This is a genomic window from uncultured Mailhella sp. (genome assembly GCF_944324575.1).
Lineage (GTDB): Bacteria > Desulfobacterota > Desulfovibrionia > Desulfovibrionales > Desulfovibrionaceae > Mailhella.
On record NZ_CALUWV010000045.1, the window covers coordinates 1 to 19,245 of the forward strand.

At 61.5% G+C, this 19,245-nt stretch carries 13 protein-coding genes and 1 pseudogene; 8 read left to right on the forward strand and 6 right to left on the reverse strand.

Annotated features, from left to right (window positions below; translation table 11 throughout):
• A pseudogene (locus Q0J81_RS06880) lies at window positions 1-554 on the forward strand (phosphoenolpyruvate synthase); the annotation flags it as partial.
• 422 nt (window positions 555-976) lie between these two features.
• Here Q0J81_RS06880 and Q0J81_RS06885 read toward each other — a convergent pair.
• From Q0J81_RS06885 to Q0J81_RS06905, 5 genes are all read right to left on the reverse strand, one after another.
• Window positions 977-2,509, reverse strand: coding sequence for a sodium/proline symporter (locus tag Q0J81_RS06885; RefSeq protein WP_294446781.1), 1,533 nt, complete (start codon window positions 2,507-2,509; stop codon window positions 977-979).
• A gap of 421 nt (window positions 2,510-2,930) precedes the next feature.
• Entirely contained in the window at window positions 2,931-3,764 is an 834-nt protein-coding gene (gene folE2 / locus Q0J81_RS06890; RefSeq protein ID WP_294446782.1) for a GTP cyclohydrolase FolE2, read from the reverse strand.
• Window positions 3,761-4,219, reverse strand: coding sequence for a nickel-responsive transcriptional regulator NikR (gene nikR / locus Q0J81_RS06895; protein ID WP_294446783.1), 459 nt, complete (start codon window positions 4,217-4,219; stop codon window positions 3,761-3,763). Before nikR ends, folE2 begins: the two co-directional genes overlap by 4 nt.
• Window positions 4,220-4,319: 100 nt before the next feature.
• Window positions 4,320-5,492 carry an MFS transporter gene (locus tag Q0J81_RS06900; protein ID WP_294446784.1) on the reverse strand — a complete coding sequence of 391 codons (1,173 nt, stop codon included), beginning with the start codon at window positions 5,490-5,492 and terminating at the stop codon, window positions 4,320-4,322.
• Between the two features lie 283 nt (window positions 5,493-5,775).
• On the reverse strand, window positions 5,776-7,854 hold the full coding sequence (locus Q0J81_RS06905; protein ID WP_294446785.1) for a sodium-translocating pyrophosphatase: 2,079 nt from the start codon (window positions 7,852-7,854) through the stop codon (window positions 5,776-5,778).
• A gap of 271 nt (window positions 7,855-8,125) precedes the next feature.
• On the opposite strand from Q0J81_RS06905, the gene polA reads away from it, so the two are divergent.
• From polA to Q0J81_RS06920, 3 genes are all read left to right on the forward strand, one after another.
• A complete protein-coding gene (gene polA / locus Q0J81_RS06910; protein ID WP_294446786.1) occupies window positions 8,126-10,792 on the forward strand; it encodes a DNA polymerase I in 2,667 nt (888 codons plus the stop codon).
• 141 nt (window positions 10,793-10,933) lie between these two features.
• A complete protein-coding gene (locus Q0J81_RS06915; protein WP_294446787.1) occupies window positions 10,934-12,838 on the forward strand; it encodes an ATP-binding cassette domain-containing protein in 1,905 nt (634 codons plus the stop codon).
• A 346-nt stretch (window positions 12,839-13,184) separates the two neighbouring features.
• Window positions 13,185-14,054 (forward strand): MBL fold metallo-hydrolase, encoded by an 870-nt coding sequence (locus tag Q0J81_RS06920; protein WP_294446788.1) that lies wholly within the window; start codon window positions 13,185-13,187, stop codon window positions 14,052-14,054.
• Between the two features lie 154 nt (window positions 14,055-14,208).
• Here the strand turns inward: Q0J81_RS06920 and metK are convergent, their stop codons facing one another.
• Window positions 14,209-15,384, reverse strand: a complete 1,176-nt coding sequence (gene metK, locus Q0J81_RS06925) for a methionine adenosyltransferase (protein ID WP_294446789.1) — start codon at window positions 15,382-15,384, stop codon at window positions 14,209-14,211.
• Window positions 15,385-15,653: 269 nt separating this feature from the next.
• Between metK and Q0J81_RS06930 the strand changes: the two genes are divergently transcribed.
• The 4 genes from Q0J81_RS06930 to Q0J81_RS06945 all read left to right on the forward strand — a co-directional run.
• Window positions 15,654-16,235, forward strand: a complete 582-nt coding sequence (locus Q0J81_RS06930) for a hypothetical protein (protein ID WP_294446790.1) — start codon at window positions 15,654-15,656, stop codon at window positions 16,233-16,235.
• A 2-nt stretch (window positions 16,236-16,237) separates the two neighbouring features.
• Window positions 16,238-17,818 (forward strand): murein biosynthesis integral membrane protein MurJ, encoded by a 1,581-nt coding sequence (gene murJ, locus Q0J81_RS06935; protein ID WP_294446791.1) that lies wholly within the window; start codon window positions 16,238-16,240, stop codon window positions 17,816-17,818.
• A 13-nt stretch (window positions 17,819-17,831) separates the two neighbouring features.
• Window positions 17,832-18,689, forward strand: a complete 858-nt coding sequence (gene ispH / locus Q0J81_RS06940; protein WP_294446792.1) for a 4-hydroxy-3-methylbut-2-enyl diphosphate reductase — start codon at window positions 17,832-17,834, stop codon at window positions 18,687-18,689.
• A 164-nt stretch (window positions 18,690-18,853) separates the two neighbouring features.
• Window positions 18,854-19,245, forward strand: a 392-nt coding sequence (locus Q0J81_RS06945) for a response regulator (RefSeq protein ID WP_294446794.1), incomplete at its 3' end; no start/stop codon positions are given.

The window sequence follows — 19,245 nt, forward strand, 5'->3', positions numbered from 1 at the left end:
TCTGGGCCATTCTGACCACCATCTTCACCGGTCAGAAGTTCTGCAAGAAGGTGGGCTTCTGCGGTCAGGGCGTGGCCAACAGCGTCATTCTGCGCGGCATGGTGGCCATTGCGGGCATCGTTTCCGCCTCCGTGGTGCCCGACACCTACATGCGCACCAAGGCCGACTTCGCCGCCGTGGAAGCGGAGAACATTCCAAGCTCCGGCCTGGGCCAGTGGCTCCATCGTCAGCACGCCGCCAAGCTGCGCGATCTTCTGGAAAAGCACGGCTATGCCGATGCCGCCAGACTGACGGAACCTGCCGACATTCAGGCCTGGTACGACGATGAGGTGAGCCGTCTGCACAAGGAGCTGTCCGCCTGCTTCAGCACGCCCTTCGAGCATGATGCCCGTCATAAGCTTGCCGAGTTCCGCCGCACCTTCCATAAGCCCGTGACCTATGCGTCCTGGGACTGGGATGCCACGGTGTTCGACGCTCTGCAGCAGTCTGGATTCGCAAGCTGGGAAGAGCAGGCCGAAGCCCTGAGAGTCCAGCGCGAAAAGTTCGCAGTCTAGCAAGTTCTCCTGTCCGGGCGGGGCGTACAGCGTTCCGCCCGCGCGCCGGGGCAGGCGCGCCGCCGTAAGGCGGAAACTGTCCTTTGGCGGGTCCGGCGTTTCTCCCGCCTTCTCAGACGGCCGGCTTCCTCCCCCGGAAGCCGGCTTTCTGCGTTTTTGGCAGGGGGTAGTGCTCTGACTTTTTGCGGGGCAGCATCGGCTGAAGGCGCGCTGTTCTGGATGCGCTGCCGGTCCGGGGCCGGATAGTATGGCTGCGGAGTGTAACGTGCATGTCCCGAAGCGGAAGACATGGACGTAAGGCCGGCACTCCTCCGCGTATCGGTCGAAATCGGGAAGAAGACTGTTCTTCGGAACCAGGGAGAACGACAAAGGCCGCAGGGCATGAGCCCGGCGGCCTTTTCCATCCGTTCCTGAGAGAGCGGTTATTTCGCGTTGTTGACGGCGTCGAAGTCCTTCAGCATGTTTTCGTCGGGTTTGTCGGTGAGCAGGCTGACCACAATGATGACGGCGCAGGCCACGAGGAAGGCGGGCAGAAGTTCATAGATGCCCCATACGCCGCCCATGGGCTTCACGAGATATTTCCATACGAACACCATGATGCCGCCCGCAGCCATGCCGGAGAGCGCGCCCCAGCGGTTGCAGCGCCGCCAGAACAGGGCGAAGAGCATGACGGGACCGAAAGATGCTCCGAAGCCGGCCCAGGCGAACGACACGATCTGGAAGATGGAGCTTTCGGGGTCGCAGGCGATGACGGTACCCACGATGGAAATGAGAAGCACGGTTCCGCGCGCGGAAAGCATGGTGGAGCGGTCGGTCATCTGAATGTGGAACACGCCCTTGAACAGATTTTCCGACACGCTGGAGGCCGCGGCCAGAAGCTGACCGGAAGCCGTGGACATGGTGCTGGCCAGAATGCCGGCGAGCACGAGACCGGCCATGAAGGCGGGAATGACGCCGAAGGAGCTGAGCAGACTGCTTATCTTGATGATGATGGTTTCGGCGTCGGATCCGGTCTGGTAGGGCGCGAGAGCACCAGCCTGAATCATGGCGTAGCCGATGATGCCGATGAAGATGGCGCAGCCCATGGCGATGACCACCCAGGTGGAACCTATGCGGCGGGAAATGGCGATTTCGTTTTCATCGCGTATGGCCATGAAGCGCAGCAGAATGTGCGGCATGCCGAAGTAGCCGAGGCCCCAGGCCAGCGTGGAAAAGATGGTAAGGGTGCCGTATTCGGAGACTTCGCGGCTGACGACGTTGGTGGCGTGGGTGAGGCTTATGTAGCCTTCAAAGCTGGCGGCAGCCTTGACGGCCTCCCAGCCGCCGGCCATATGGATGCCGAAGGCCACGATGATGAACAGCGCCAGCGTCATGATGATGGACTGCACAAGGTCGGTCATGGATGCGGCCAGAAAGCCGCCGAGAATGGTGTATCCGGCAATGACCACGGTGCCGATGAGCATGCCCGTCACATAGTCGAGTCCGCAGAGCGTGGAGAAGAGCTTTCCGCAGGAGGCGAAGCCAGCGGCGGTGTAGGGAATGAAGAAGATGACGATGATGAGGGCGGATATGCCTACGAGCAGACTGCTCGAGTCGTGGAAGCGGCGGGCAAAGAAGTCGGGAATGGTGATGGCGTGTATCTTTTCGCTGTAGACGCGAAGACGCCTGGCCACGATGAGCCAGTTGAGATAGGTGCCGAGGGCGAGACCTATGGCCGTCCACCCGGGTTCGGCAATGCCGGTGAACAGGGCGAGACCCGGCAGGCCCATGAGCAGCCAGGAGGACATGTCGGAAGCTTCCGCGCTCATGGCGGTGACGATGGGACCCATCTTGCGGCCGCCCAGATAGTATTCATGGGCGTTTCTGTTGCGCTTGGCGCAGATGAGGCCGATGTAGAGCATGAGGAGCAGATAGATGGCAATGGCGATGTATATGAAAATCTGATAGTCGCTCACGGTAATGACTCGAAGGAAAAGGGATGCGGCGTACGCCGAAGAAGCCCGGCAGAAGACGGGAGACGATGCGACGGAGCGTTTTTCTGAGAGGGAGGCTGAGAGACGCCGCAGTCATCGACGGGCAGGGGAACGCTGGCTTTCACGACGATGCCGGCAAGCCGAAGAGCGGCGGAGGCCTTTCAGAAGAGAACGCTGCAGAGCGCACACGAACGCCATGGCGGGATCAGACCGCCATGGGCTGACTTTTGTGCGTGACAGGTTCTCATGAATGTCCTCTCTTTCTGGAGATTGAGGAAAGGCCTTTTCCGGGAGCATAGTCCGTTTCGGAGAAAAATAAAATCAAAAATTTTCTCCGGGGAGCGCTGTGCGGATCGTTTCGGAATCCGGATATATGGCCTTGCAGGCAGGGATGCAGGAGGGGCTATTTGCCGGAAACGGAACGTTCGATGCTGGCAAAGGCGTTGTGCCCGTGAATGGATTCCTCGCTTTCCACTTCCACGCGAAACCAAGTCACGTGGGCGTGCTGCTCGAGTTTCGTGGCCACGTTGCGCACCACGTCTTCCACAAAAAGAGCGTTGTCGTAGGCCTGTTCGGTGACGAATTTTTCGTCGGGTCGCTTGAGAAGCGTGTAGATGGGGGCAGAGCCTGATTCCTCGGCAATGTCAATGAAGCCTTCCAGCCATTCAAAGCGGCTCATGCGTATGCCCATGCGCACCAGGGCCCGCTGACCGTGGGCTCCGGCGCGGCTGATGGCTTTGGAGCAAGGGCACACCGTGGTGACGGGAATTTCGAGTTCCAGCAGAAATCGCGGACCTTCCTGTCCCTGCTCCAGCTCGCCCGTGAGCCGGCACAGGTAGCGCACGGGAGCGGCCTGTCCGGAAACGGGGGCACGGCGCGTGCGGAAGTAGGGAAAGCTGAACTTCGCGTAGGCCCGGTGGGCGTTGAGGCGGGTGAGCACGTCGGAGAGCAGGCGCTTCATGGAGTTGTAGTCCAGCTCTTCGCCGCTGGCTTCACGCCAGTTTTCCAGTGCCTCCACAAAGCGGCTCATATGCGTGCCCTTGTAGGCGGCCGGAAGGTCGACGCCCATGTCTACGCTTGCTACGGTATGCTGGCGTCCCTTGTCCCTGTCCTTCACCACGAGGGGCAGTTCCACGTGCTTGACGCCCACGCGGTCGATGTCGAGAGCCACGCTTGAAGGGCTGCTCTGTACATCCATGAGGGAAGGGGCACCTGCGGTGTTTGAAGTCGTGCTCATGCGTGATCCTTATGTGTGTGATCGTGGAAGGCATGGCGTTCGGGCACGGCTTCTATGGCGGTGAGCGCGCAGGAGCTCTGAAGCACGCCGCGCGAGGAACGGAGCCTGTCGGCAAATTCGTTCACCGCAGCTGCGGGACCGCGCAGGGCCATGGTTTCCAGACAGTGATGTTCGTCGAGATGCACGTGCATGGTGGCGATCACCATGCCGTGCGCTTCGTGCTGAAGGGCGGTGAGACGGGCCGGAAGGTCGTTGTCGTGATGGTCGTACACCAGCGTGAGCACGCCGGCCACGGGAGCCGTGGGATCGGAAACGATTTCTTCCGCCAGTTCGCGGCGTATGCAGTGACGCAGCGCCTCGGAACGGTTGGCAAAGCCCTTGCGTTCACTGTGACGGTCAAAGGCTGTAAGCAGATCGCGTTCCAGTGACACTCCAAAACGTACCAGTTCGCTCATGTTTTTCCCCTCTTGAAGCGGCTTGTCTGAGCCTACACCAGCCGCGCCTGAGCCTCAAGCGTTTATGCCGCCGTCGTGCCGGGGCGTTTTTTCCGGAAGGTCAGGCCGTTTTTCCAGCTTTGGCTATTTCTCTGTCCATGAACTGGATGAGCAGCAGAGAGAGTACCGTGAGCCCCATGCCGCAGTAGAAGGGGAGCCGGTAGCCGAAGGAGACCCAGAGCCATCCGCCGAGCGGCGGGATGAGCACGGCGGCGATGTGGTTGATGGTCTGGGCAAGGCCCATGCTGGGAGCCACGTCGGAAGGATCGGCGATTTTCTGGAAGAAGGTGCGCACGGCAATGGCAAAGTTGAAGGTCAGGCTGTCGAGCACGTACATGATGCCGGCAAGAATGGCGCTGTCGGTCCATGCGTATCCGAGAAAGATGAAGAAGGCCGACGTGTATTCTATGGTAAGGAGCCTGCGTTCGCCTATGAGGTTGATGATGCGGCCGATAAGCGGATTGAAGAACCAGTTGACCGCATAGTTCACCATGTAGAGCACGGCCACGGTACGCACGGAAAAACCGAACTTTTCCACGAGCAGGAACAGCGAGAACACGGTGAATATCTGACGGCGGCCGCCCATGAGCAGGGTGAGCGCGTAGAAGAGCCAGTAGCGGGAGGAAAAGACCATGCCCTTTTTCTGCGGCGTGACTCTGGGGCTGGACGGGTCGAAGAACAGGCAGGCTGCGCCGAGTCCCACGACCACGGTTCCCATGAGCGCGAACATGGTTTCATAGGAGAGCAGCCCTGCCCCGAAGAAGACCAGAAGCGACACGCCGAGGCTTCCTCCGGCGGCAAGGCCGCGCATCCTTCCCATGATGACGGGCGTGCTGGCAAGGTCGTAATACTGGATCATGAGAGACTGGTTGATGGTCTCAAAGAAGTGATAGCCCGCCGACATGACGAAGACTGCGCCGGCAATGCCCCAGAACGAGGAGAAAAGGCCGATGACGGCCGTGCCTATGCCGCAGATGATGACCGAGAGCACGCAGAGACGGTGCTCTTTCATGACGAGCATGAGCGGTACCACGAGAAAGCAGAGAAAGCCCGGCACCTCGCGCAGCGCCACCACAAGGCCGTTGTCCGCGGCAGAAAATCCGCCCACTTCCACGGCGTAGTTGGTGTAGAGGAGGGAAGAACCCTGAAGGCCTATCGTGCTGCCCAGGGTGAGCAGAAAGAGAAAGAGATACATGCGTGTGTTGCCAGACACGCTGGAAACGATGGCTTTCATGGGACTCCTTTATTTTTTGAACGCAGGACGGCATGGACCGGAAGAACTCCGGTGAAGAACGATTTGTGTTTGCCCCGCAGATGCGGGCACGGGTGAGATTTTTGCCTGAAAGAGACGGCGGAAAGGGTGCGTGGAAGCGAGTTTCCAGGAGCGGAAACCCCGTGCACAGGAATGCGGCAGAACAGGCAGAGCGGAGGCGAAAGAGGCAAGAAAGCCGCGGACGAACCGCGGCTTTCTGAAAAACGTGCGCCTGAGGGCGGAGAATCCGCCCTCGCGTCAGCTTTTAGGCAAGAGCCTGCAGGAGAAGCAGCGCAACGATGTTGATGATCTTGATCATGGGGTTGACGGCGGGACCGGCGGTGTCCTTGTAGGGGTCGCCCACGGTGTCGCCGGTAACGGCGGCCTTGTGAGCTTCGGAGCCCTTGCCGCCGAAGTTGCCTTCTTCAATGTACTTCTTTGCGTTGTCCCACGCGCCGCCGCCGGAGGTCATGGAAATGGCCACGAACAGACCGGTGACGATGGTGCCCATGAGCATGGCGCCCAGGGAAGCGAAGGCGGCAGCCTGTCCGCCGCAGGCCTTGATGACGTAGTACACGACCACGGGGGCGAGCACGGGCAGCAGCGAGGGAAGGATCATTTCCTTGATGGCGGACTTGGTGAGCATGTCCACGCAGGCGCTGTAATCAGGCTTGCCGGTGCCTTCCATGATGCCGGGAATGTTGTGGAACTGACGACGCACTTCAACCACGACGGCGGCGCCGGCGCGGCCCACGGCCTTCATGCCCATGGCGCCGAACAGGTAGGGGAGCAGGCCGCCGATGAACAGGCCGACCAGCACGTAGGGATCCTGCAGGGCGAATGTCACGTCGAGGTTGGGGAAGTAGCGGCTCAGATCTTCGGTGTAGGAAGCGAAGAGCACGAGCGCAGCCAGCGCGGCGGAACCGATGGCGTAGCCCTTGGTGACGGCCTTGGTGGTGTTGCCCACGGCGTCGAGAGCGTCGGTGGTTTCGCGGATGTCTTCAGGCAGACCGGACATTTCGGCAATGCCGCCTGCGTTGTCGGTCACGGGGCCGTAGGCGTCAAGCGCGACGATCATGCCGGCGAGGGCCAGCATGGTGGTGGCGGCAAGGGAGATGCCGAACAGACCGGCCTGGGTGTAGGCGAAGAGAATGCCGGCGCAGATGATGATGACGGGAGCGGCGCAGGCTTCCATGGAGACCGCGAGGCCCTGGATCACGTTGGTGCCGTGACCGGTGGTGGACGCCTTGGAAATGCTGCGCACGGGACGGTAGGAGGTGGAGGTGTAGTACTCGGTGACCACCACGATGAGACCGGTGACGATGAGGCCGGTGAGGCAGCACAGAAGCAGGCTGAAGCCGTTGAAGCTGATGCCCTGAATGGTCATGTTGCCTTCGCTCCAGAAGACGAACATGGTCACGATGGCGATGAGCACTGCGGAAATGACGGCCGTGGCGATGAGGCCCTTGTACAGGGCGCGCATGATCTTGCCGTCTTCACCGAGCTTGACGAAGAAGGTGCCGAGCACGGAGGCGATGATGCACACGCCGCTGATGAGCAGCGGGAACATCATCATCTTGGTCTGCAGCGCGCCTTCAAAGAAGATGGAGGCGAGCAGCATGGTGGCCACCACGGTGACGGCGTAGGTTTCAAAGAGGTCGGCGGCCATGCCGGCGCAGTCGCCCACGTTGTCGCCCACGTTGTCGGCGATGACGGCGGGGTTGCGGGGGTCGTCTTCGGGAATGCCGGCTTCCACCTTGCCCACGAGGTCGGCGCCGACGTCGGCACCCTTGGTGAAGATGCCGCCGCCAAGACGCGCGAAGATGGAGATGAGGGAGGCGCCGAAGGACAGGGCAACAAGGGCCTGCATGATGTTTTCGGTGGGCACGCCGAAGATGGCGAGCACGGCGTAGTACACGGCTACGCCGAGCAGGCCGAGGCCGACCACCAGCATGCCGGTGATGGCGCCGGACTGGAAGGAAATGTTGAGGGCGGGAACCATGCCCTTTTCCGCCGCGGCGGCGGTGCGCACGTTGGCGCGCACGGACACGTTCATGCCGATGAAGCCGGCAAGGCCGGACAGCACGGCGCCGAGCACGAAGCCCAGAGCGGTGAGGAAGGACATGGTGAGAAGCAGCAGCACGGCGACCACCACGCCCACGATGGCGATGGTGCGGTACTGGCGCTTCAGATACGCCTGGGCGCCTTCCTGAATGGCGCCGGCGATGCGCTGCATATCCTCATTGCCGGTGGAGGCGGCGAGGATGTTTTTGGCCGTCTTGAACGCGTAGTACAGCGCAAAGGCTGCGCACGCGAAGACGATTACCAGAGAAATGAAAGTCATACATACCCCCGACAGGTAGGCTGAAAGTGGAAAAAACCAGAAAACCGGACGGGCAGGCGAACCTGCCCGGTGCTCCCTATTAAAGGAACGTCAACGATATAAAAATTCCCTGCCGATGACAAGCATCGAGGGCGGAGGTATGCGCAGGTTGCGCATCCTGCAAAAGAGCCGGAAATTGCGTTTTTTCCGACAAAAAAGGAGCGCTTCGGGCCTCTTGCGGCGGCCTGCGCATCGGGCTAGGATGCGGAAGACATTTTTTGAGGAGAAAGCCATGTCATTGAAGCAGCGCCTCGGTTTTACCGAAGAACCCCTCTACGTGATGGACGGAAACGCCTTTCTGTTCCGGGGATTTTTTGCCAATTCCAGCATGTCCCGTTCCGACGGCTTTCCTACGGGAGCGCTGCACATCGTGGGGCGCGTGCTGCTCAAGCTTCTGCGCGAGGAGAGGCCGAAGCATTTCGTCTTTGTCATGGACGGGCACGGCAGGCATTTTCGGCATGACATCTTTCCGGCCTACAAGGCCAATCGTCCTCCGGCGCCGGAAGGGCTCGTCATGCAGATTGAGCCACTGCAGAACCTCGTGCGTGCGCTCGGCATGAAGGTTCTCGTGTCCGAGGGCTGCGAAGCCGACGACTGCATCGCGAGTCTTGCCGCAAGGTACGGGAGCGAGCGGCCCGTGGTCATCATCGGCATGGACAAGGATCTGCGTCAGTGCCTGTCGCCGGGCGTGGTCATGTGGGATCCCGCCTCCCGCGAAGAGAAAATCGTCACTCTCGAATCCTTCCGCGAGGAGACCGGTCTTGAGCCTTCCCAGTGGCCGGACGTGCAGGCGCTCATCGGCGATACGTCCGACAACGTGCCCGGAGTGAAGGGCATAGGCGCAAAGACGGCGGAAAAGCTGTTCCGCGACTTCCGCAGCCTTGAGGACGTGCGCGACCGCATGGCCGAGGTTCCGCCTTCCATACGAAAGAAGCTGGAAGGCAACGAGGACGCCATGTTCCTGTACCGGGAACTCACGCGTCTGCATACCGACTGCTGCGCCGAACCTCTGAAGGCGCTTTCCGTGGAACCCATGGAGAGGTCGCATGCGCGCACCTTCCTGCGGGAATTTGAAATGAATTCGCTTCTTCGCGAGCTCGACAGCCTGTTCCGGCAGGGCATCGTGTCTTTCCGGGGGGAGGACGCGGAGGAGGCTGTACCTGCCGGCAACCCTTCCGTCAGAGCTGCCCGTCAGCTTTCGCTTTTCGATGAGCCCGCGCCAGCGCCAGCCGTGGACGAGGTGACGGATCCCGCACGTCTGCCCGCCTGTACGGGGCGAGTGGCGGCGGTGACGCCCGCGCCCGTGGTGCATCGTTCCCAGAGCCGCGGACTGTGCGTGGCCGTGCGCGAGGGCGAAGAGGTGCGCGAATGTCTGTTTTCCGGCGACGACCGGGCGCTCGTGGCCTGGGCTTCCGATGCCGCCCTTGTGGTCACGCCGGACTTGAAGCGTCTTCTGCACGCTCATGCGGCCTGGGGCACCATCAAGTCGTCACGCTGCTTCGATCTCGGTCTTGCCGCCTACCTCCTCGCCCCTGAGGATCGGGACTACGGCTGGCCCAGCCTTTCCGCCCGTCATGCGGAAAAGAGCGGCCTGCCCATGGAACGCCCGGCCTCCATTGCGCTTTCCCTGCATGACGAGATGGTGAAGCGCCTTGAGCACGACGGTCTGCTCAAGCTTCTGAGCGACATGGAAATGCCGCTCATTCCCGTCCTCGTCGCCATGGAAAACGCGGGCATTACCATAGACAGGGCGGCATTGAAAGGCTTTCTGGACGAGGTGCAGACCGAGCTCGACGCGCTTACCGAGCGCATCTACAGGGAGGCGGGACAGGAGTTCAACATACGCTCCGCTCAGCAGATAGGCGAGGTGCTCTTCAAAAAGCTGGGCCTTGCGGCGGCAAAGTCCACCAAGGGCGGGCAGGCCTCCACGTCTCAGGCCGTGCTGGAAAAGCTGTCCGGCAAGCATCCTGTGGTGGACGCGCTTCTTGAGTACCGCAAGCTGGAAAAGATGCGCTCCACCTACCTTGAGCCTCTGCCGCGCCTCGCAGGGCCCGACAACCGCATTCATACCACCTTCAATCAGACGGCCACGGCCACGGGACGCCTTTCCTCCAGCAATCCCAATCTGCAGAACATTCCCGTGCGCGGCGAGCTCGGGCGGAGAATGCGCACCTGTTTCACGGCCGGGCCGGGCATGAGACTCATTTCCGCGGACTATTCGCAGGTGGAACTTCGCGTGCTCGCGCACTACTCCGAGGATCCCACGCTCATTGACGCCTTCCGCAACGGCGAGGACATCCACACCCGCACGGCCGCCCTGCTGCACGACGTGGATCCCTCGCAGATAGGCCCGGACGAGCGCAGAAAGGCCAAGACCATCAATTTCGGCCTCATCTACGGCATGGGTGCGCGCAAGCTCGGTCAGGACCTCGGCATTCCCATGTCGGAAGCCAGAATGTTCATCGAGCGCTACTTTGCACGCTTTGCACACATCAAGGAGTTCTTTGACAGCGTGGAGAAAGAGGCGAGAAAGAACGGTTACGTCACCACCATTTCCGGGCGGCGCAGGCCCCTGCCGGACATGCTTTCTCAGAGCGGTCAGGCCCGGGCGCTTGCCGAGCGTCAGGCCGTGAACACCCTCATTCAGGGTTCCGCCGCCGACCTCATCAAGCTGGCCATGCTTGCGGTGCATAACGACGCCGTTCTTCGCCGCATGAAGGCAAGGCTGCTTCTGCAGATACACGACGAACTTATCGTGGAAGCTCCGGAGGAGCACGCCGAAGAGGCGGCCGCACGTCTTGCCCTCCTCATGACCGATACGTCCGCCTGGGGCATGGAGCTTCGTGTGCCGCTCGTGGCGGATGCGGGCATAGGTCGCAACTGGGGCGAGGCTCATTAGTTCCGCCACGTTTCCGTTCGCTTCCGGCATTCCGGCCGAAGGGTACGGAAAGGCCCCGTGCCTTTCCGACCGTTTCGACTCTGCCGGTCTTTTTGCAAAGTTTGACATCACGGGCTTTTGCCCGGCACAGGTGATAGTGTCATGGCGCTTCTTTCCGTTCAGGATGCCGGCCTTACGCTCGGCAACAGACAGCTTCTGGATCATACCGAACTTTTCGTGGAGCAGGGCGACAGGCTCTGCATTGTGGGCCGCAACGGCGTGGGCAAGTCTTCGCTTCTGTCGGTGCTGGCCGGACGGATTCCTCTGGACTACGGGGAGCGGCACGAGGAGCCCGGTCTTCGTATCGGATATGTGCAGCAGGCCGTACCCGATCACTGGAAAGGTTCGGTGTTCAGCGTGACGGCCGATGCGCTCGGAAAGGAAGGGCATCTTCTGGCCGCCGCGCATCTCATCGCCTCCGACAGACGCGATCTTCTGTCGCCGGATCTTGCGAAGGAAGCCGATGTCGTCATGGAGCACGGCGAAGTGTGGGAGCGGCACGGTGAGGTGCTCGGCGTCATCAACAGCCTGGCTCTCGATCCCGAGGCGGATTTCTCCACGCTCTCCGGCGGCACGCGCCGCCGCGTGGCGCTTGCCCGTGCCCTCATCGCTTCGGACGTGCTGCTTCTCGACGAGCCTACCAACCATCTGGACATCAGCACCATAAGCTGGCTGGAAGAGTATCTGGCAAGGCAGGCCAGAACGCTGGTGTTCATCAGCCATGACCGCGCCTTCGTGCGGCGTCTCGCCACGCGCATGGCCGAGCTGGACCGGGCGAAGATATACAGCTACGCCTGCGGCTTCGACGCCTATCTTGAGCGGCGCGAGGAGCGCCTGCATGCCGAAGACATGCAGAATGCCGTGTTCGACAAGAAGCTCGCGCAGGAGGAGGCATGGATACGGCAGGGCATCAAGGCCCGCCGCACCCGGAACATGGGCCGCGTGCGCGAGCTCATGAAGATGCGCGAGGAGCGCGCCTCCCGTCGGGAACGGACGGGCACGGCCACGCTCAACGTGCAGGAGGCGGAAAAGTCGGGAAAGCTGGTGGCGGAGATGAAGAACGTTTCCTTTACCTGGCCGGACGGCTACAAGGTGTTTGAAGACGCAAACGTCATCATTCAGCGCGGCGAAAAAATAGGTCTCATCGGTGACAACGGCGCAGGCAAGACCACGTTTCTGCGCGTGCTTCTGGGCGAGCTTGCGCCCACCACGGGCACGGTGCGCCTCGGCACGGGGCTGGAGATCGCCTATTTCGACCAGCTTCGCGATTCGCTGGACGACGAGAAGAGCGTGATGGACAACGTGGCCGAGGGGAACGACCGCGTGACCATCAACGGCGAGCCGCGTCACGTGGCCGGCTATCTTCAGGATTTTCTCTTTGATTCCAGCCGTCTGAGAACTCCGGTGGGACTTCTTTCCGGCGGTGAGCGCAACAGGCTTCTGCTGGCAAAGCTCTTTACCCGGCCTTCCAACCTGCTCGTGCTCGACGAACCCACCAACGATCTCGACGCCGAAACGCTGGAACTTCTGGAAGAAATGCTTGCCTCCTACAAGGGGACGGTCATCGTGGTGAGTCACGACCGCGCCTTCCTCGACGAGCTTGTGACCGGAACCATTGCTCTTGAGGGCGACGGAAAGGTGCGCGAGTACGTGGGCGGCTATGCCGACTGGCTGCGGCAGCGTCAGAAGCCGGAGGAAAGAAAGGCGGTATCCTCAAAGGAGAACTGGAAGGAAAACGCTCCGAAGAAACGTCGTCTTTCCTACAAGGAGCAGCGCGAACAGGAAGCCCTCATCAAGGAGCGGGAAGAGCTGCCCGCAAGGCTCGACGCGCTGGAAAAGGAACAGAAGGAACTGGAAGAGAAGCTGGCCGACCCCGATCTGTTCAGCCGCGATCCCGAAGCGTTCAACGCCAGCGTCGCCCGTCTTCCCAGGGTGGAGGAAGAGCAGCTCGCCCTTCTTGAGCGTGCCGACGAAATAGAGGCAAGGCTCAGGGAACTGGAAATCTGACGCTGCCTCTGCGCCTTTGTGCCGCAAGAAATCCGAAAGACCCGTGTCCCTGCGATGCGGGCCTTTTTCGCTCCGGCGGGTGCCGCCCGGCAAAGGCCCGGGAGAAAGGCTGGCAGACAAGGAGGTATTGTCGTATTCTGAGAAAAAGCCCGGGACTTCGGCATGCACGAGGGAAAGGCGCAGCTCGGAGAAACCGAGTCACGGCGTATGCGGATGACCGGATGTCCGGGACACGCAAACGACGCTTTTTCCTGCGGCAGCGTACCGCAGGTGCCGGGCCGAAGGCATGACAACGAGAGCGAACCGGTGACGGTATCGGGGAATATCCTGCTTATGGGAGGTTGTTATGTGGAAGGCAGTCGTTCAACTTCTGGGAGTGTGCATGATGATGACCACAGGTTTTCTGTCCGCGAAGGCCGGAGAAATGCCGTTCAATGAGTTTTCCGTGGGAGACGTGAACCTGAGGGTCATGTCCCTTGTGCAGAAGGATCTGAATTCTTCCATTCTGATGCCGTCCACGGAAGAGCAGAAGAAGGCCGTGGCCTCCGCCTATCCCGACGGCGCGGTTCACAACGTGCTCAACGTGCTGCTCATCCGCGTTTCTGGAGCCGTGGCGCTGGTGGACACGGGCTACGACTGGACGGACGGGCAGATGGATGAGGCGCTTCGCGGGGCCGGTTTAGGCAGGGGCGACGTGACGCATGTCATCGTTACCCATGCGCACGGCGATCATCTGGGCGGCCTTGTGAAGGACGGAAAGCCGACATTCCCCTCAGCTGTGGTGCTGTTCCCGGAGCGGGAGCTTTCGTACTGGACAGACGAGGAGAACCGTCAGGCTGCCTCCGGCGGAGCTCTTAAGATATTCGACAACGTGGCGGACATAGCCGCCGCCTACAAGGGCCGTGTGGGAACCTTTGAGGCCGGAAAGAACGTTTGTGCAGCCCTTCCCGGAGTATTGTCCGTGGATGAGGCCGGACACACGCCCGGTCATGTGGGCATCATGGTGTCGGCGGATGGCAGAACCTTCGTGTTCTGGAGCGACCTTCTTCATGCCTTCGACGTGCAGGCTGCGTATCCCGCCGTGTCCGCAAGCTTCGACATGAACCCCGCAGCCGCGGCCCGTGTGCGCGGGGACATGCTGAATCGTGCCCGCAAGGAAGGCTGGCTGGTCACAGGTTCCCACGTGCCCTTTACCGGACCGCGCGTGCTGAAGTAGCGAGATTGCAACGGTCGGGGGCAAGGCTTCCGGTCTTCCGGGCGCGTCGGAGCCGGCGGCTCTGAGGATATCATCGTTGCCGGAAACGCGGTTAAACAAAAAACGCGGAGGAAGAACAGGTCGTTCTTCCTCCGCGTTTTGTCTTTTGGGAAAATTACAGCTTGGCGGCGGTCAGAAGATCATTGACGGCATCGCGCTTTTCCCAGGTGAAGTCGGGAAGCTCGCGGCCGAAGTGACCGTAGCAGGAAGTCTTGCTGTAAATGGGACGCTTCAGATCGAGGCGCTTGCAGATGAAGTAGGGGCGCAGGTCGAACACGTCGCGCACGATCTTCGTGAGCTGTTCGTCAGGGAGCTTGCCGGTGTCGAAGGTGTGCACCAGCACGGAAACGGGCTCGGCCACGCCTATGCAGTAGGCAAGCTGCACTTCGCAGCGGTCGGCAAGACCGGCCGCCACAATGTTCTTGGCCACGTAGCGGGCCATGTATGCACCGGAACGGTCCACTTTGGAGGGATCCTTTCCGGAGAACGCGCCGCCGCCGTGGTTGCCCATGCCGCCGTAGGTATCCTGAATGATCTTGCGGCCGGTGAGACCGCAGTCACCCATGGGACCGCCGATGACGAAGCGGCCCGTGGTGTTGATGAAGATTTCGCAGTCCTTTTCGTCAAAGTATCCGGTAGGTTCGAGGATGGGACGAATGACTTCCTTCTTCACGGCTTCCACGATGTCGTCATGGCTCACCTTGGGCGAATGCTGGGTGGATACCACCACGTTGTTGATGCGCACGGGCTTGCCGTCGACGTATTCAAAGGAAACCTGAGTCTTGCCGTCGGGACGGAAGAAATCGACGATGCCGTTCTTGCGCACGCGGGAAAGCTGCAGAGAGAGCTGATGCGCCCAGTAAATGGGGGCGGGCATGAGCGTGTCGGTCTCGTTGGAGGCAAAGCCGAACATCATGCCCTGGTCGCCTGCGCCCTGCTCTTCGGGATTGGCGCGGTTGACGCCCTGCGCGATGTCGGGAGACTGCTTGTCGATGGAGGAGAGCACGGCGCAGGTCTGCGCGTCGAAGCCCATGTCGGAACCGACATAGCCGATGTCGCGGATGGTGCGGCGCACGATGGTGGGAAGATCGGCGTAGCCCTTGGTGGTGATTTCGCCGGCAACGATGGCCATGCCCGTGGTCACCAGCGTTTCACAGGCTACGTGGGAGTCGGGGTCCTGCTGAATGAGGGCGTCGAGCACGGCGTCGGAAATCTGGTCGGCGACTTTGTCGGGATGGCCTTCGGTCACGGATTCGGAGGTGAAGAGGTATTTGCCTTTAGAGGGGATCATGGTCTCTCCTTGAAGTTCACGGGCGCTCGGAGGGATGCGGCAGGAACCGGAAGCCGTGAGCGTAAGGCATCCGGGAAAGGACATATCTTTATATCAAGCTATGGTAATATGCCTTTCACTCCGACACTATACACGGGGAGTTGCGGCCTGTCCAGCTTCTTGACTCGATAACATCGTAACGTTATGCCCTTAAGAAAGGGGAAACAGAAGGATTATTCCTGGCCCGGCCGGCGGGTCTTCCTGCTTCACGTGCCTGTCCGGGAGTTTTCATGCAATCGTTCTATCAGGGGAAAATCGACAATTTCTGCGCCATGTACGCAGTGCTCAACGCGCTTCAGGTGCTCTTCAGCATAGGGCCGCTTCAGGCGAGGCGCATATTCAACCGCGTTCTGCTCGCGCAGTCTGCGGATGCCGAAACGTTCTCACGCATTCTTGAGCACAGAACGGACTATGTGGCGCTCGTGGACTACATGCTCGACGACGTCAGGCGGCATGAGTTCCCCGGTCTTTGCGTGAAAGCCCCCTTTACGTCGGACACGCCCTGCAATGAGGTGTGGGAAGCGCTTCGTTCCTGCGCGAGGCCGCCCATGCCGCTTGTTTCCGTGTTTCGTTTTCTGCGCATCGCTCCGCCGTCGGAGAAGCCCTACGTGGATCACTGGACGGTGGGACATTATATGGATATGGAGGGGCTGCACTTTATGGACTGCAGCCTGGAGGCGGGCGCGCTTTACTGCCTGCCCTATGCGAAACTGACGGATCCGTGGCGTCCTCTCAGCCGGGAATATGTGGTCATCCCGCCGGAAAGCGTAAGGATTCTGTCTGCTTCCCGCTCTGCGGGCCTTCCGGTGTGAGTATGGCACTTACTTCACGGCAGAAAATGGGGGCGGCCGCCCTCATCATGGCGTTCAGCGTTCTGGTTTCACGCTTCATGGGCCTCTTCCGCGACAAGATCATCTCCTGGCAGTTCGGAGCCGGGGGAGAGACCGACATTTATTTCGCAGCCTTTGTGGTGCCGGATTTTTTGAACTATCTTCTGGCGGGCGGATACATTTCCATCACGCTCATTCCGCTGCTTTCCCGGCGCTTTGAAGAGGACGAGGCCGACGGCTGGAGACTTTTCGGCACGGTGTTTTCCTGGGCCACGCTCTCCATAGGAGTCTTGTCGGTGCTGGCCTTTGCGGCCGCGTCGAAGCTCGCGCCGCTGGTGGCTCCCGGCTTTACTCCCGAGCAGTGCGGACGGCTGGCCGAATTTCTGCGCATCGTGCTTCCGGCTCAGGTGTTCTTTCTGCCCGGCGCCTGTCTTTCCGCCATTCTCTACATCCGGCATCAGTTTACGGTGCCTGCGCTCATGCCGCTCGTCTACAACGGCTGCATTCTGCTCTTCGGCGTGGGGCTGCCGTGGCTCGGCCTTGCCGACGGCATGGAAGGCTTCTGCTGGGGCGTGCTTTTCGGCGCGGCGATCGGCGCGTTCGTGCTTCCCCTCATCGCGGTGCGGGAAGGCGGCCTTCGTCTGTCCTTCCATCTTTCGCACCCGCTCATGAAAAAGTTCCTGCTCCTTGCCCTGCCGCTCATGATCGGTCAGTCCGTGGTGGTGCTCGACGAGCAGTTCGTCCGCATTTTCGGCAGCATGGCCGGCGACGGCGCAGTGAGCCTGCTCAACTATGCAAGGCGCATCATGATGGTGCCCGTGGGCGTGGTGGCGCAGGCCGCCGGCGTGGCGTCCTTCCCCTTCCTGGCCTCGCTGGCCGCCAGGGGCGACATGGACGAGTTCCGCTCGACGCTGCGCCGCACCATGACCAGCAGCATGATCGTGGCCGTGCCCGTGGCGGCCTGGATGATCACCGCCTCCGGGCCGATCGTGGGATTCATCTTTGAAGGCGGCAGCTTTTCCGTCTCCCATACGCTGGGAGCCGCGCCCCTTCTGCAGATCATGCTTGTGGCCGTGCCGTTCTGGCTTCTGCAGCAGGTGACGGGCCGGGCCTTCTACGCCATGGAAGACACCGTGACGCCTGCCGTCGTGGGCACGGTGGTCACGCTTCTTGCCGTGCCCGCCTATTTCGTGTTCATTCCGCTCATGGGCGCGCGAGGCGTGGCCGTGGTCACCACGGTGTCCATCGCGCTCTATGCGCTGGCGCTCATGGTCGTGGCCTGCCGCCGCTGGGCTTCCGGCGCCTTTGCGGGCGTCTGGGGCACGGCATGGCGCAGCGCGCTCATTTCCATGCCCGGCTGCGGACTCACCCTTGCCGTCATGCACGACGGCTTCCGTCTCATGGCGGGCTGGCATCCGCTGCTGCAGCAGTTCATCGTGCTTGCCGTGGGCGGTCTGCTTTTTCTGGCCTCGTGGCTCGTCATCGCCTGGTTCTTCCATCGCGATTATTTTCGACTCGTGACCTCTCCCTTCCTGCGTCGTCTGCGTCGCACCCCCAGGTCCTGACGGAGGATTCCTCATGAATGTCATTCGTGCCAGCCACGCCGGTTTCTGCATGGGCGTGGCCCTTGCCCTTCACAAGCTCGACACCATTGTGGCCGCGCGTTCCGGAGAGAAGGTGGCCACGCTCGGCGAGATCATCCACAATCCGCAGGTGCTTGAGGACTACGCCCGCAAGGGCGTGCGCTGTCTTCACTCCGTGGAGGAGGCCGAGGGCGACATGGCCGTGCTCATACGCGCCCACGGCATTCCCCGCGACGTGGAAGCGCGGCTTCGCGAACGCTGCGCCGGGGTGGAGGACGCCACCTGTCCCCGCGTGAAGAACGCCCAGCTTGCCATTGCCGAGGCCACGTCCCAGGGACGCGAGCTTCTGCTCTACGGCGAGGCGTCGCATCCCGAGGTGAGGGGGCTCATTTCCTACGCGGCGGGCGAAAGCCGTATTTTTTCCTCCATCGCCGACCTTGAGGAACTCATCGCCGGAGAGGAGCTGACGGGACGCCCGCTGGTGCTTGCCGCCCAGACCACGCAGGACCGCCTTATTTTCGACGAGATGCACCGGCGTCTTGCCGCGAGATTCGGCGACTCCCTTACCGTGCTCGACACCATTTGCGACGCCACGCGCGAGAGGCAGGAGGAAGCCGGGGAAATTGCGGCCCGCGTGCAGGCCATGGTAGTGGCCGGAGGCAAGTCCAGCGGCAACACGAAGAGACTGGCGGAACTTGCGCGCATGCGCGGCGTGCCCACGGTGCTCGTGGAAACGGCCGACGAGATCGACGGCGCGGACTTTGCGGGCGTGCGTACCGTGGGACTCACGGCAGGCGCCTCCACGCCCCGCTACATCATCGACGAAGTGGAAAAAAAGCTCCGTCTGCTGTAGCGTCGCGCTCCGGTTCCTTCCTTTTGCGGTCTGTCCGGCGCGGCCCGGTTCCCTTGCGGGGCAAGACGGAGCAAGCTTCCTGAAACATATTGTAACAGGAAAAAGGGTGCGATTAACCTCACTCCCGGCTATAGTCTTTTCAGACTGTTCTGGAGGAATCTGCCATGCCCGATATCGATACCGCTCAAAAGCCCTCGCTCTCCCTTCTTGTCGTCGACGACGATCAGGATATCCGCGACCTCATGGCCGACTATCTTCGTCAGCACGGATTCACCGTCCGCGTGGCCGACGGCGGCAAGGCCATGTTCGAGAGTCTGGAAAACGAAGTGCCCGACCTTATCGTGCTCGACATCATGATGCCGGGCGAGGACGGACTGTCGCTGTGCCGCCGTCTGCGCGCTGCGGAAAGCCTCGCCTCCGTGCCCGTCATCTTTCTCACGGCCCTCGGCGACACCGCCGACCGCGTGGTGGGACTGGAGCTCGGGGCGGACGACTATGTGGTCAAGCCCTTCCAGCCCCGCGAGCTGCTGGCCAGAATCCGCGCCGTGCTTCGTCG

Bases quoted from the DNA above. Each gene is read 5' to 3' on its own strand.
- ispH (WP_294446792.1), top strand. From the start codon at position 17,832: ATGAATGTCATTCGTGCCAGCCACGCCGGTTTCTGCATGGGCGTGGCC.
- Q0J81_RS06915 (WP_294446787.1), top strand. From the start codon at position 10,934: ATGGCGCTTCTTTCCGTTCAGGATGCCGGCCTTACGCTCGGCAACAGA.
- nikR (WP_294446783.1), bottom strand. From the start codon at position 4,219: ATGAGCGAACTGGTACGTTTTGGAGTGTCACTGGAACGCGATCTGCTT.
- murJ (WP_294446791.1), top strand. From the start codon at position 16,238: ATGGCACTTACTTCACGGCAGAAAATGGGGGCGGCCGCCCTCATCATG.
- Q0J81_RS06930 (WP_294446790.1), top strand. From the start codon at position 15,654: ATGCAATCGTTCTATCAGGGGAAAATCGACAATTTCTGCGCCATGTAC.
- polA (WP_294446786.1), top strand. From the start codon at position 8,126: ATGTCATTGAAGCAGCGCCTCGGTTTTACCGAAGAACCCCTCTACGTG.
- metK (WP_294446789.1), bottom strand. From the start codon at position 15,384: ATGATCCCCTCTAAAGGCAAATACCTCTTCACCTCCGAATCCGTGACC.
- Q0J81_RS06905 (WP_294446785.1), bottom strand. From the start codon at position 7,854: ATGACTTTCATTTCTCTGGTAATCGTCTTCGCGTGCGCAGCCTTTGCG.
- folE2 (WP_294446782.1), bottom strand. From the start codon at position 3,764: ATGAGCACGACTTCAAACACCGCAGGTGCCCCTTCCCTCATGGATGTA.
- Q0J81_RS06920 (WP_294446788.1), top strand. From the start codon at position 13,185: ATGTGGAAGGCAGTCGTTCAACTTCTGGGAGTGTGCATGATGATGACC.
- Q0J81_RS06900 (WP_294446784.1), bottom strand. From the start codon at position 5,492: ATGAAAGCCATCGTTTCCAGCGTGTCTGGCAACACACGCATGTATCTC.